The following is a 13,236-nucleotide window of genomic DNA, read 5'->3' on the forward strand; positions in this document are numbered from 1 at the left end:
ATAATAGCTGAACCCTATTATAACCTAAACTTATTTCTCTGTAAATCGTAAACATTACGTTTTATATTTATGATCTATTACCTTTTATTATGTCCGTTCAATCGTTCGATCCAATAAAAGAAATTCATCAGTGAACAGTGGTGTCGATGTATCAAAAGTTAGGAGTCGATATTTCATCATTGTCTTTGAAACAAAAAAAGAGCCTCCTAAAAAGAAGACTCTACATCTTGAAGATTGATCTAACTCTCTAACTTTTTTTATGCGATATTTTGCCGGCGAATTTCAATATAGGATAAAAATTTACGAAAACCTGTTTTCACCCAACGAACATGAATTTGCGTTAAGATATAGGCTCCTGCCATAAATCCGAGCAATGTATAGGAGTCTGATAAGACAACACTCCAATCTCCACTAGAAAGAACGGCTCGCAATCCATGTACCGTATATGTCATCGGTAAGTAAGGGTGAATCGTTTGGAATAATTGTGGTAATAACTCTAATGGGTAAGAACCTGTACTAGAGGTAAGTTGTAGCATCAGTAAAATAATCGCTACAAACCGTCCTACATTCCCCATTAAAGCAACCAACAGTTGGTTAATCGCTATAAATGTAAACGACATGATGATGGTAAAGAGATATAACCCGCCAGGTAATTCAGGCTCAATGCCTAGCCCCAACGTTAAAGCTGCCGTCACAATGATGGCTTGGGCTGCTCCAATGAGAGCACCTGCCCCCATCGATAAAGGTCGGTTGCCCAATTGTTGTGGTAACTGGTATAAGTCGATGACTGTAAATAGGATCATTGCCCCTACCCAAAGAGAGAGCGAAATAAAGTAAGGAGCAAAGCCTGTCGCATAGTTAGGCACTGGATGTAAAGAGGTTTCTTTTACATCTACTGGATTAGCGATGATCTCACCTTTTTTATCCGCTCCAAGTAAGCCCTTCTCAGACTCCTTGACACCATCACCGAGTCCAGTTGCTAGTTCAGATTGACCATCTTCAATTTTCTTCAATCCTTTGTTTAACTCTTCTGCACCTACACCTAATTTCAGCAAGCCATCGAGTAATTTCCCTTGCCCTTTTTCTAACTGATAGGCCCCTTGCAACAATTCGTCTGTTCCATTTACAAATTGGTTGGAGGCTTGGTTCAGGTCATTTAATTTATCTGCTAACAAATGAGCTCCCTTGGAAAGCTCTCCGATTTGAGCTATTTGTTGATCTAATCCTTGATTGGAGTTTACAAACTTACTTAAGTCGTTACGCAACGCTTGGAGTTCTTTGATCTGCTCTTTCCAATCGTCCACACGACGATCGATTTGATTGATTTGCTGCCCCATCTCTCCTCGTTGACTCCGTTGCGCTTCAAGCAAGGAGTTCAGTTGATTGACATTGGGGTCTGATGCTAACTCTGGATGCTCCTGTATGATTGTTTGTAACAACTGCTTGGATTGATTTTGGTCTTTCTCTAGCTCACCCAACTTGGATTGAACAGAAGCTAGGCGATTGTTCAAATCAGCCGTTGTTTGTTCAGGAAGGTTTATATTTCTTTTAATCTGATCTACTTGTTGACTGATCCGATTCATCAGCTGTTGAATCTCTTTGGCTTTAGCATCAATCTCACCAACTCCACCAGCTACCTGCCCAGCTCCCTTTGCTAACTGTTCGGTTCCTTGTTGCGCTTGCACTAACCCACCTTTTAACTTTTCCAAACCTTGACTTAGGCGTTGGTTCCCCTCTTTCAATTGAGAAGCCCCACCTTCTAATTGACCTATTCCATCTATTAATTTTTCACTGCCATCTACGGCTTTATGTGTTCCTTCCGAAAGCGTCTCAGCTCCATCAGCTGCTTTCGCTAAATCTTTAGTCGAAGACTCGATCTTGTTAAAAATCTCATCAGCATATACTTTACTTAAACTTTCTTCAAGGCTAGACTCTAATTCACGAATCATCGACTGTCCAATTTTCCCAGATAGATAGTTACTACTCTCATCTGAGTAATACTCAAGCTCTCCTCTTAACGGGTTGGGACTATCGAGAGAGATCGCTTTTTGCGATAAGTCTTTAGGGATCACTACGCCTAGATAGAAGTTTCCATCTTTAAATCCTTCTTCCATCTCGGTGCGCGATACAAATTCCCATTTCAACTTGGACTCTTTCTTCAGTTCATCAACCAATTCATTGCCCACATGAACTTCTTCTTGATCCTTAGTTGCTCCTACATCTTCATTGACAATAGCAACTGGTAAGTATTGCATATTTTCGTATGGGTCAAAGAATGCAAATAAGTAGATGAAACTATATACAACAGGGAGTGCTAATACTCCCAAAATCCCCAAGCGCATGGCTTTATTTGCCCAGATTTGTTGCAAATCATGAATCACTAAAGGCAGTTTCTTTTTTCTTCGTCGAATCGCGCACACCTCCCAACAGGTACTGACTAGTCAGTACAAAGGAAATTATACACCCGCCACTATAAATTACAAGCTTTTTTTCACTAATATTACATAAACTTTGCGATAATGTTACGATCTTTTGACCTTTATTCTTCAAATCCCAAACGATGTCCCTCTTTTCTTACATGCATCAGGCACACTCTTTCGATAGTACTGACTGGTCAGTACAAAATTAATTATACACTTATCACTAACAATTTCAAGATATTTTTTTACTTATGTTATGTTTATTTTGTAAGAATGCTACCAAAGATTAAATGGTTAATACTTTCCATCATTTTAGGAGCTTCGTGTTCGATCTCCACATCTACTTCTTCTACAGAATATAATTTCTGCAATACCACCACACTCGCCGCTCCAAAGATGGCACTAGCCGTTTCTTGAGGAAATTGTAGATCGAAAACGCCTTCATTTTTTCCCTCTTCTAAAACATCTTCAATTAAACGTAAATACTCGCGAATTTTCGCACGAAATTGACTTTGTCGTTCTTTTCTGCCAAAAGCCTCATTGAGTAGTAACTTTGCAAGCTTTCCATTATCCATAAAGAATTGAATATGAGTCATTAAAAGTGCTTCCAAACGTTCTGTAGGTGAAGACTTGATTTCCATATTTCTGGTTACGTATTCAATTAATTTCTCCATTCCTTCATTCATTAAACCAACAAACAATTCTTCTTTACTTTTGAAATGATAATAAATCGTACCTTTAGCTACTTTGGCTTCTTGCGCAATATCATCCATTTTAGCTTGGTCAAATCCACTATCTGCAAAGACTTCAATTGCAGCTTGAAATATAACGTCTACCTTTTCATGACGCATCTTAAAAATCCTCCATATATCTATTTCCATAGTTGATGAATAATCAGCGGGGTGAGTGAAACAATCATACCTATACACTAAAAGTTCAGGCGCTTCAACTCTACTGAAAAATTACATATTCTTGTATGTTATACAAACCGTTATTTAAAAACAAGAAAACAAAGAAATGACTATAAAATATGTACAAGGGTCACACACTAATGGCATCACATACTAAATGTAAACCCATTTCCCTTATATTATAAACGATCCAATACCCATTTATCGTCAATCACCTTGGCTAAAATTTGTTCTTTTTTTATTTTAATGTTAAAATATTTATAGTTAAAAAATATAGCATTAAACTATCTGATCAAGGAGGAATCCCGATGACTCGATTAAAAGGAAAAGTAGCGATTGTCACGGGTGGTGCATCAGGAATCGGAAAAGGGATTGCCACTGCTTTTACCAAAGAAGGGGCCAAAGTCGCCATTGTGGATTTTAATGCTGAAAGTGGACAAAAAACAGCCCAAGAATTACAAGAGTTTGGTGAGAAACCCCTCTTCATTCAAGCAGACCTATCTAATCACGAAAAGCTTGGTGAGATTATCACCAAAGTTGTTGAGCATTTTGGTGATATTGATATTCTCGTAAATAATGCTCAAGCATCAAGAAATGACCTTTTTGAGAATACTACCAAGGATGATTTTGAGTTATCCTTTAATACTGGTTTTTATCCTACTTTTTATCTCATGCAACAATGTTTTAAATATATGAAAGAAAAACGGAGAGGAAAAGTAATCAACTTCGCTTCAGGCGCAGGGATCAACGGTGGTCTCACACATACCTCTTATGCAGCAGCCAAAGAAGCCATTCGGGCGATCTCGCGTGTAGCTGCTAATGAATGGGGTCCATGGAATATTCAAGTCAACTGTATTTCTCCCATTGCCAACTCTCCGGGCGTTCAAAAATGGAGCCAAGAAGCACCCGAGCATTATCACAATATGATCGAAAAAATTCCACTTCGTCGTTTGGGAGATTGCGAAAAAGATATTGGACGTACAGCCGTATTTTTAGCCAGTGAGGACTCAGACTACATCACAGGTCAAACCATTATGGTGGATGGTGGGTCTATTCAACTTCGATAGGAGGATTAATCAAATGAAACGTTTAAGCAAAAAAATTGCACTTGTCACAGGAGCTGCTTCAGGAATTGGAAAAGCGATTACTAAAAAATTCATCGAAGAAGAGGCACTAGTCATTGCGACTGATATAAATAAAGAGGCTTTAAATCAGTTAAAGCAAGAGTATCCAGAAGTAGATCCTGTAGTGCTTAATGTAACTTCAGAAGATGACTGGAAAAAAGCGATTCATCATGTTATGAATACACATGGAAGAATTGATATTCTTGTGAACAACGCCGGAATCACTTCAGAAAAACCAATCGATGAAGTTACTCCAGAAGAGTATGATAAAGTTGTTCTTGTCAATAGTCGCAGTGTCTTTCTTGGTTTGAAGCATACCTTACCTGAAATGGCAAAACAAAAAAGCGGGGCTGTTGTCAATATGGCCTCAGTGACAGCCATCGTAGGTATGGGATTAAATCCTTATACCGCCTCTAAAGGAGCAGTTCGTGCCATGTCAAAAGCAGCTGCAACACAGTATGGACATTTCAATGTCCGTGTCAACTCTGTTTGCCCAGGCGTGATTGAAACCCCTATGACACAAGGACTCTCCGCTAGCCGGGATCAGCTCACATATCTCTTAAGTCAAACACCACTTCAACGTCTTGGTCGACCTGAAGACATTGCCAATGCAGTCCTTTTCTTAGCGAGTGATGAATCTTCTTATGTAACTGGGTTAGATCTCATCGTTGATGGTGGATATGCAGCTAAGTAGCCATCCGAAACAAACTATGATATTTTCATTTAAGATCAAATCATATTGTTGTGCTGGAGCCCGATGTTTCACGCAAAAATGGAGAGTGAAACATCGAGCTCTGATTTATTGATCAGGCTTAAGGAGTGATCTTGATGGAGAAAACAGATATATTTGAATTGATACATACGATGGAACTATTTACAAATCAAGCGATCATCCAATGGACAAAGTCATTTCCATATCCGTTGGGGATCTCACCAATTCTTACATTAGCAGAGTTACAGAATAAAGGCCCTCAGAAGCAATCAGTCCTTGCTCACTCTCTTGGTTTTACACCTGGTGCGATGACGAATATCGCCAACAAGTTGATCAAGTTGGATTATGCAGAGAGACAATTTGATGAATCTGATCGCCGAATTGTTTATTTAGCAATCACTGATGAAGGGAAAAGAGTATTAAAATTCGCCCATTTAAAAGGACAAGAATTACGAATCGAGTTATTTAAAACTTTAAGTGAATCAGAGCGTGCCCAATTACTAAACATTTATAAAAAATTGCTCTCAGAATTTAAGAACCTCTAACCCCAAATACATCAGTGATCCAATCATCCTTGATTCGAAAAAATCTAGAGCCCAATGTTCACTCTCCATGAGCTTGTGCTTCGCAAGGAAGAGAAGAAGTCTACTCCATCCTTCGATTCCTGGAGGTAGCAAAACGCATAGAAGCATCTCCACGAAGAGTTGCCTCCTTTGTTACTCCATCGATGGGTTTCGTTAGGAGGCGACACAAAATCTTCTTGCACGGAATATTGACTCCTAACTGTTGGTAAATTAATATAATTCATTAGAAAGGCTCTTATATATTTTTAATCATTGCTAAATCAACATTGCCACCACTAATCATCAGACCCATTCGTTTACATCCCTTCAAAGGATTGCGACCTGATAATAAAGCGGCTAGACCTACAGCACCTGATGGCTCAATGATCAATTTGAGTCGGCTCATCGCAAAACGCATCGCCTCTTTGATCTCATCATCACTAACAGTGACGATCTCTTCTACATGTTTTTGGATGATTGGGAAAGTTACCTCACCAGGGGAGACCACACGTAAACCATCCGCAATCGTCTTCGGTGGGGTGATCTCTACCCGTTTCCCCACGCGAAGTGAAAGTCGTGTATCATCTGCATCTTTAGGTTCCACACCGATGATCCGTGTAGTTGGGCTCACTCCATGTGCGGCGATGGAAGTTCCCGAAATCAGGCCTCCACCTCCAACCGGAACAACCCAAGCATCTACTTCTTCGACCTCTTGCATCAGCTCCAGTGCCGCTGTGCCTGCTCCAGCAATAATCCGGGGATCATCAAAAGGTCGAATTAAAGTCATACCTTGCCCTTCGGAAAACTTACGAGCAATGGCTTCTCGATCTTCTCGAAGACGATCATAGAATACAATCTCTCCGCCATACCCTTTCGCAGCTTCTACTTTGATCGAAGGAGAGTCTAATGGCATGCAATTCACAGCACGAATTCCCAATATTTTGGCTGCTAAGGCGACAGCTTGTGCATGATTCCCTGAAGAAAAAGCTACCACCCCTCTTTGCTTTTCTTCGTCTGTGAGTTGACTCAGTGTATGATATGCGCCACGAAACTTAAAGGCTCCTGCACGTTGGAAATTTTCACACTTCAAAAACACTTCATATCCTGTCATCTCATTTAAAGTTCGTGAAGTGATCACAGGTGTGCGATGTACAATCCCTTGAATGCGTTCGAATGCTTGTTGTACCGAAGTAAAGGTAGGTTCTAGGTGCAAAATCTCCACTCCCCTGTTCTTTGATTGGAAGATGGTCTACATATTATTCTAACATCCCTTTTTTCCCAAGTCGATGTGTGCACTTTGGATTGAAGTTATGTAGTTAATCACAATTGTGACCACTTGCTTGAGAAATCCTCTACTTTCCATTTGTAATACTCTGTTCATGTTCCATTCATAATCACTCCTTACACTGTTCGTACCAGGAATAAAAGGAGTGAATACAACCGATATGTTTCAACCAATAAAAAAATTAGTGCAGTTTACCAGTAGCCAAAAAGGAGCCAAAATCACTTTATTGATCTGGCTTGCTATCATTATAATCTTAAGTGGTGTTGCTCCAACTGCCAAACAATATGCTGACAACAGTTCTGAAGGAAGTGTTCAAGAAAACACCCCTTCAGAAGTAGCTGAGCAACTATTGAATGAACAGTTTCCTTCCAAAGAGGGATTGACTGCTTTACTCGTCTTTCATCAAAAAGATCCTCTGACCCAAAAAGAAATCGATCAAATTACGAAGATTAGTCAATGGCTCTCTTCTGACCAGAAGCCTGAGCATGTGGCAAGTGCACTCCCATTTCATCAGTTTCCTAAACCAATCCAAGACCAACTTTTCTCAGAAGACAAAACAACCCTCTTGTTTAATATTGCTTTAGAAAAAGATTTAGATTCAGACCTTGTATATGAAACGCTCCAAGAGGTAGAGAAAAAGGTAAAAGAGATTGGCATTGGTAACATGCAGTTTGAAATTACCGGTCCAGCAGGAATTTCTGCTGATACCATTACCATTTTTAAAAATGCAGACTTTGTGTTAATGTTAGCTACCATCGGTTTGATCTTGGTGATTTTATTATTTATTTACCGCTCACCCTTGCTTGCGATCACCCCATTACTCATTGCAGCCGCTGTTTACCAAGTGGTGGATCGAATTTTAGGTTTAGCCGGTAAAAATGATTGGTTTGTGGTGGAGAACCAAGCGATCTCGATCATGCTGATCTTATTATTTGCAGTACTCACCGATTATTGTTTGTTTATTTTCTCCCGCTTCCGTGAAGAGCTTCGTAAAGTGGATTCCAAATATGAGGCCATGAGTGAAGCGATCAGCCGTGTATCAGAACCAATCTTATTTAGTGGCGGAACAGTTCTCATGGCGATGTTAACCTTATTTGCAGCTATATTTAAGCCTTACAATCATTTTGCTCCTATTTTTTCTGTTGCGATTGTCGTCATTCTAATCGCTGGTTTAACCCTAATTCCAAGTACATTTGCCTTAATGGGTCGCAAAGCATTTTGGCCATTTATCCCTAAAAAAGAGGGTACAAAAGCACAGCCAAAAGGAATCTGGAATAAAATAGCTTCTTTCATTATGAGGAAACCCTTCATTCCAGCAAGCATCCTAATGATCGTGCTCATCGGTGGGGCTATAAACGCATCTACGATCAACTACTCATTTAACCTACTCAAATCATTCCCAGAGGATATCTCATCTCGGCAGGGATTTGAAATTTTAGAAGAGCATTATCCCAAAGGGGAACTTGCCCCAATCACTGTGATTTTAAAATCTGAAAAGGAGATCGAGCTCAACTCTGTTTTTGTGAAAAATATAGCTTCATTAACCAAAGAGCTTCAAAAGCAGAAGGGCATTGACTCCGTTTCACCCACAGCAGAAGAATTACTTCAAACCCCAGCTAAATTCCCGAAAAACTTTTTAGCTGAGGGAAAACATGCAGTAAAGATCAAGTTAGTGCCTAAGGATAACCCTTATGATCAGGCGGCAATAGATGCCCTACAAAAGTTACTAGATCAAAAAGAGGATTTCTTAAAAACGAGTGGGCTTAACTCTAGCGACTACTCTTTACATTTTGCAGGACAGACAGCCAAACAACTGGATGTCAAACAGATGAATCAACGCGATACCCTTTGGTTGTTCGCTTTGGTGACAGTCGCCATTACCATCTTACTAATCTTTCAAACACGTTCGCTTGTCTTACCACTGGTGATGATCTTTACCATCCTACTCTCTTATGCGGGTACACTCGGCTTCGGATGGCTGATCTTCCACCATCTTCTTGGGTATGATGCTATTAGTTATCGACTCCCAGTCTATACCTTTGTATTCATGGTCGCCTTAGGGGTCGATTACAATATTATGCTAGTTTCACGTATTCGCGAAGAAGCTAAAAAATATCCATGGCGTGAAGCGGTTGGTCGAGGTGTTGCCTTAACAGGTGGAGTGATCTCCTCCGCGGGAACCATTCTAGCAGCGACATTCGGCGTGTTGATCACCCAGCCTTTACAAGAGTTATTCTTATTCGGTCTGATTATGGCGACAGGTATTATGATTGACACCTTCTTGGTGAGAGGAATCTTACTTCCCTCCATCATGATTTTGATAAAAGGAAAACCAAAGAATCGTCATACTGACTCAACAACTTTAGGAGCTTAGCATTCTAAGTATTTAAGCTCAAAACACCCCCCCCATCTGTGAGATTTCTTCATTCTCCAGATGGGGCGTTTTGTTTCATCCAACAATCAAATTCCAAGCCAAGTAGATTGCGACACCCCAAATGATCAAAGCTGAAATTTTATTGATCCATGAAAGCAGATTCCCCTTAGAATCAATCTTCCCCAACCATCTCCCCGCCAATGCCAATCCGATAAACCAACACCACGAAACTGTGATACAAGCGAGAGCAAATACTACTTTATCCATTCCCACATATTGCAACGAACTGGTTCCAATCACACCAATCGTATCCAAAATCGCATGAGGATTGAGGAGAGAAACAGACATAGCAAAGGCGACCTGTTGCTTACTTGATCGTTGGTCGTTGGGACCACTTACAGGTTTCGAGTCAGAAGTCCAAACCGACCACCCCATATAAACCAAGAAGATCATCCCCACCGAAAACAGAATCATTTGTAACCACTGCAATTGCAGGACAATCAGTGACACTCCTAATACCGCTAATATGATTAAAAGAGTATCACAGATCGCAGCCGTCACCACTACTGGCAATGCTCTTATCCATACTGGTTGTGTTGCCCCTTGATTAAAAACAAACACATTTTGTGCCCCTAAGGGCAAGATCAAACCAAACGCCAAAATCACCCCATGCAAAGCAGCTAAAATCATATGGAATAGCCCCCTGGAAATAAATGATGGATATAGGGTTCAGACTATTCTTATTGTAAATGAGAAGTATCAGAATGTAATAAAAACATAGGGAATATTCGGTCACAAAAAAGAGCCGTTGAATGGCTCTGATCATTGATGAATATCTGATTAGCTCTATCTAGTCCTTTTACTTGAATCAACAGTGGGTAACATATTTCTTCGTTCAACCCTACCTGCATCTAGACTTGTCTCAAAGCTATGTCTGTTACAACTTAAATCAAATAATCTCCTTAATTCCTGAGTGATCTTCTCTACCTCAGATCGAGAATAACCCAGTTTAGCAAGCACATAGATCATTGAACCCGCCACTTCTCCTTTTTTCATCCATCCTTCTTCATCTTTTCCCATCCATTTCTTCCTCCTTCTACTACTCTTCGAATATTTGTTCCAGAGATCTGCAATTGTTCTTCTTTCTGTTCAATTTCCACATCGTTCAGATGAAGAATAATCAGTTTACCCGTAATTGTTTTCAGGACAATGTACGAGCTCTCATAGTGATTAGTAGAAGTTATTGGGTTTTCAGATCGTACAGGAAACGGCACAATCATGAGCAACATCCCTTTTTATCAATTTTTCGTGAATGGTTGAGTTTAGTATAAAGATCGAAGATTAACTGTTCAACCAATTACAAAAATTAGATCAACCATTGGCCTATTACTGTATTTTCGAGACAAAATCTCACTAAATCCAGAGAATATTCCTTCTTTCTTGTAATTTCTTGTATTGCTTTCATTGGATGAATCACCAATAATAGGGACAAGAAGGAGGTTGGACCAATGGATTTTATCAAGTTAGGTCAATTCATTCGTAAGATACGCAAAGAACGTGGCATGACATTAGACGACCTCTGTGATGATTACATTCCTCGCTCCACACTCTCTTCCATCGAACGTGGACAAACCCAAAACTCAACCAAAGTCCGCTATATCTTAAAAAAGCTAGACATCCAGATCAGTGATCTAACCGAAAGGGAAAAGAAAGAAGCAGAAGATCGCCAATTAGAATTGATGATTATTGAAAATCAGATTAACTCTGACCCTAAAAAAGCATTAAAGCGATTATCTGAACTTCCCACCGAGTACGAAGGGCCCTTGTTAGATTTCTTAAAAGGGATGTGCTACTACAGATCTAAACAGATTGATAAGTCCGTCAAATTATTTAGTAAATCCCTAGAAAAACTAGAGAAATCGATCGATCCTGATCAAGCGAATTTAAAATCAAGTTGTCTTAACTATTTATCTATCGTAGAGTTTCAATACTACAACAACAAGGAAAAAGCCCTAAGATACATTGATGATGCATTGAATCACTTTGAGCTCAACAACAAACGAAGATATTTACACACTAATCTCCTCATCAATAAAGCCATCTACTTAAGGAGTTTAGGAAGAGCTGAAGAGGCGTTAAAAGCACTTGATGAAATCGAGTTTCAATCCTTTGACATTAATATTGAAACTGTTATCAGCCTCTATGACTTAAGAGCGAAACTTAAATGGAAAATTCAACTATATGATGAAGCTGCTAGTTATGCAAAGCAGGGACTGGAGATAGCAAGGATTAATTATAACTATGAAAGACAAGTGGAACTGTACAATACTTTAAGTGACATCTATACAGAAAAAGGATCACTTGACCATGCCAAAAAATGTTTGTTAGCAGCAATTGATTTGAAAGATAAGATTTCACGCAGACATTGGTTATTATTAAATTCATATCTCAAACTAGGCATCGTATTCTTCAATCAAAAAAAATATGATCTCTCCATAACAATTCTTGAGAAAGCCAAAGAGATTGCGGATAATTCAAATGATATGGTAAAATACACTCAAATTCTATTGTATATCGGGAAAAACTTCTTATCCCAATCGAAAAAAAAGAAGCTCTAAAAGCTTTCAACGAAGTTTTCGAGTTAAATCCCAATGAGAATCTCAATCTAGAGGCTCTACAGGGAATGATGCAAGTATATCTTCTACTTGAAGATGAAACAAACTTCACAAAATACTCCAAGATATATTGTAAAGCTAAAGGTTTTTAACCTTTAAGGGAGGCTTTAAAGATGATTGAACTATCTTTTTGTAATGAACCAGATGATACAACACCCGTAGATTGAATCTAAAAAAGAGCGTTTGCTATATTAGCTGATCGCTCTTTTATTTTTGGGAAGGGACTAATTGATTGCTTATTTACTTTATCTTCTATTGATCAAATGACTGTAGTCGTTTCGCCGCCAAACGATAAACTTTTTCCTTGTCCCTCGGACCAATTGCGATAATTTCCATACGTATGATTTTGTCATGAATCACTGGACGATATACAATACGTAAAGCCATATTCTTAGGCTTGATTTTGGTAAATCCCTTAAGTTCGTCCCGTAATGGCTCGCCGATTCCTTGTGGTTTAATCAAAGGCCCTGTCATTCCTCTTCTGATTATCAATGCTATGATCTTTTCCTGCTGATTTTTATCATAGCTACTTAGATCATCGAATGATTCCTTAGAAAAATATACAATGACATTAAACGGCTCCAGTAGTTCGTTTATTTGATCTATCTTCTCCATCAATCTTCCTCTTCCACCTCATTAATCAACTTCATGATCTGATCCACATCCAATTGATTGTGTTGAATCACATGGGAAAGAGAAAGATCAGCAACATCCTCTTTTCTTTCTAGGGTAACTTCCTCCATCGCATAATCTATAGCCCAATCCACGGCTTCCTTATAGGACAAAAGCTCCTGAAAATACTCCAAATCAGCGATCACCGCCTTACCTGGCTTCTTTACATTTTGAACCACATAAACATCTGTGCTTTTCTCTTGAGAATAGGAATCAAGAATTTCAGTCAGTTTTTTACTTCGGGTTAATTGAGTCACAGACAAGACTCGGTCATTAAGGAACTTTAAAATGTCTGTAGTCACACCTTTTTTAGCTTTCATAACGAACCCCACCCTTGCCACTCCTTTTCATATTTCTATTATATGCAAATTCACTTTTATTATACCACTTCAAACGTGTGTTAGTATACACAATTAACAACACAAATAATTAGAATAAAGTCGGTATGTTCGTTTCCGTTGAGTAAATTGAAAAAGTGCTATCTTTAAGATCACTAAGTA

The 13,236-nt window shown here is 39.1% G+C and carries 13 protein-coding genes; 5 read left to right on the forward strand and 8 right to left on the reverse strand.

Going from position 1 to position 13,236, the window contains the following annotated elements:
- Window positions 1-257 precede the first annotated feature (257 nt).
- Window positions 258-2,420, reverse strand: coding sequence for a YhgE/Pip domain-containing protein (locus EDD58_RS03430; protein WP_207903242.1), 2,163 nt, complete (start codon window positions 2,418-2,420; stop codon window positions 258-260).
- A gap of 260 nt (window positions 2,421-2,680) precedes the next feature.
- Window positions 2,681-3,271 carry a TetR/AcrR family transcriptional regulator gene (locus EDD58_RS03435; RefSeq protein ID WP_165875780.1) on the reverse strand — a complete coding sequence of 197 codons (591 nt, stop codon included), beginning with the start codon at window positions 3,269-3,271 and terminating at the stop codon, window positions 2,681-2,683.
- 368 nt (window positions 3,272-3,639) lie between these two features.
- On the opposite strand from EDD58_RS03435, the gene EDD58_RS03440 reads away from it, so the two are divergent.
- The 3 genes from EDD58_RS03440 (at window position 3,640) to EDD58_RS03450 (ending at window position 5,712) form a co-directional block, all read left to right on the forward strand.
- Window positions 3,640-4,398: an SDR family NAD(P)-dependent oxidoreductase gene (locus EDD58_RS03440; protein WP_131923458.1), complete on the forward strand. Its 759-nt coding sequence runs from the start codon at window positions 3,640-3,642 to the stop codon at window positions 4,396-4,398.
- 13 nt (window positions 4,399-4,411) lie between these two features.
- A complete protein-coding gene (locus tag EDD58_RS03445) occupies window positions 4,412-5,149 on the forward strand; it encodes an SDR family NAD(P)-dependent oxidoreductase (RefSeq protein ID WP_131923459.1) in 738 nt (245 codons plus the stop codon).
- Window positions 5,150-5,283: 134 nt separating this feature from the next.
- Window positions 5,284-5,712 carry a MarR family winged helix-turn-helix transcriptional regulator gene (locus tag EDD58_RS03450; RefSeq protein ID WP_131923460.1) on the forward strand — a complete coding sequence of 143 codons (429 nt, stop codon included), beginning with the start codon at window positions 5,284-5,286 and terminating at the stop codon, window positions 5,710-5,712.
- Window positions 5,713-5,986: 274 nt separating this feature from the next.
- On the opposite strand, the gene EDD58_RS03455 is transcribed toward EDD58_RS03450, so the two are convergent.
- Entirely contained in the window at window positions 5,987-6,943 is a 957-nt protein-coding gene (locus EDD58_RS03455) for a pyridoxal-phosphate dependent enzyme (RefSeq protein WP_131923461.1), read from the reverse strand.
- A 232-nt stretch (window positions 6,944-7,175) separates the two neighbouring features.
- Between EDD58_RS03455 and EDD58_RS03460 the strand changes: the two genes are divergently transcribed.
- On the forward strand, window positions 7,176-9,389 hold the full coding sequence (locus tag EDD58_RS03460; protein ID WP_131923462.1) for an MMPL family transporter: 2,214 nt from the start codon (window positions 7,176-7,178) through the stop codon (window positions 9,387-9,389).
- A 75-nt stretch (window positions 9,390-9,464) separates the two neighbouring features.
- Here the strand turns inward: EDD58_RS03460 and EDD58_RS03465 are convergent, their stop codons facing one another.
- From EDD58_RS03465 to EDD58_RS03475, 3 genes are all read right to left on the reverse strand, one after another.
- Window positions 9,465-10,079, reverse strand: a complete 615-nt coding sequence (locus EDD58_RS03465) for a LysE/ArgO family amino acid transporter (RefSeq protein WP_131923463.1) — start codon at window positions 10,077-10,079, stop codon at window positions 9,465-9,467.
- Between the two features lie 156 nt (window positions 10,080-10,235).
- A complete protein-coding gene (locus tag EDD58_RS03470; RefSeq protein ID WP_131923464.1) occupies window positions 10,236-10,469 on the reverse strand; it encodes a hypothetical protein in 234 nt (77 codons plus the stop codon).
- On the reverse strand, window positions 10,442-10,669 hold the full coding sequence (locus EDD58_RS03475; protein ID WP_131923465.1) for a hypothetical protein: 228 nt from the start codon (window positions 10,667-10,669) through the stop codon (window positions 10,442-10,444). Before EDD58_RS03475 ends, EDD58_RS03470 begins: the two co-directional genes overlap by 28 nt.
- Before the next feature lie 228 nt (window positions 10,670-10,897).
- On the opposite strand from EDD58_RS03475, the gene EDD58_RS03480 reads away from it, so the two are divergent.
- Window positions 10,898-12,007 carry a helix-turn-helix domain-containing protein gene (locus EDD58_RS03480; RefSeq protein ID WP_131923466.1) on the forward strand — a complete coding sequence of 370 codons (1,110 nt, stop codon included), beginning with the start codon at window positions 10,898-10,900 and terminating at the stop codon, window positions 12,005-12,007.
- Window positions 12,008-12,316: 309 nt separating this feature from the next.
- Here EDD58_RS03480 and EDD58_RS03485 read toward each other — a convergent pair whose 3' ends face one another.
- Entirely contained in the window at window positions 12,317-12,679 is a 363-nt protein-coding gene (locus EDD58_RS03485; RefSeq protein ID WP_131923467.1) for a type II toxin-antitoxin system RelE family toxin, read from the reverse strand.
- Window positions 12,679-13,056, reverse strand: coding sequence for a hypothetical protein (locus tag EDD58_RS03490; RefSeq protein ID WP_131923468.1), 378 nt, complete (start codon window positions 13,054-13,056; stop codon window positions 12,679-12,681). Before EDD58_RS03490 ends, EDD58_RS03485 begins: the two co-directional genes overlap by 1 nt.
- Between the last annotated feature and the right edge of the window lie 180 nt (window positions 13,057-13,236).

Origin of the sequence: Hazenella coriacea (genome assembly GCF_004341825.1) — a bacterium.
GTDB classification, from domain to species: domain Bacteria; phylum Bacillota; class Bacilli; order Thermoactinomycetales; family Thermoactinomycetaceae; genus Hazenella; species Hazenella coriacea.

Excerpts from the sequence above, each read along its gene's own strand:
- EDD58_RS03465 (WP_131923463.1), bottom strand. The coding sequence starts at position 10,079 with ATGATTTTAGCTGCTTTGCATGGGGTGATTTTGGCGTTTGGTTTGATC.
- EDD58_RS03460 (WP_131923462.1), top strand. The coding sequence starts at position 7,176 with ATGTTTCAACCAATAAAAAAATTAGTGCAGTTTACCAGTAGCCAAAAA.
- EDD58_RS03450 (WP_131923460.1), top strand. The coding sequence starts at position 5,284 with ATGGAGAAAACAGATATATTTGAATTGATACATACGATGGAACTATTT.
- EDD58_RS03435 (WP_165875780.1), bottom strand. The coding sequence starts at position 3,271 with ATGCGTCATGAAAAGGTAGACGTTATATTTCAAGCTGCAATTGAAGTC.
- EDD58_RS03480 (WP_131923466.1), top strand. The coding sequence starts at position 10,898 with ATGGATTTTATCAAGTTAGGTCAATTCATTCGTAAGATACGCAAAGAA.
- EDD58_RS03485 (WP_131923467.1), bottom strand. The coding sequence starts at position 12,679 with ATGGAGAAGATAGATCAAATAAACGAACTACTGGAGCCGTTTAATGTC.
- EDD58_RS03445 (WP_131923459.1), top strand. The coding sequence starts at position 4,412 with ATGAAACGTTTAAGCAAAAAAATTGCACTTGTCACAGGAGCTGCTTCA.
- EDD58_RS03475 (WP_131923465.1), bottom strand. The coding sequence starts at position 10,669 with ATGATTGTGCCGTTTCCTGTACGATCTGAAAACCCAATAACTTCTACT.
- EDD58_RS03440 (WP_131923458.1), top strand. The coding sequence starts at position 3,640 with ATGACTCGATTAAAAGGAAAAGTAGCGATTGTCACGGGTGGTGCATCA.
- EDD58_RS03490 (WP_131923468.1), bottom strand. The coding sequence starts at position 13,056 with ATGAAAGCTAAAAAAGGTGTGACTACAGACATTTTAAAGTTCCTTAAT.
- EDD58_RS03470 (WP_131923464.1), bottom strand. The coding sequence starts at position 10,469 with ATGGGAAAAGATGAAGAAGGATGGATGAAAAAAGGAGAAGTGGCGGGT.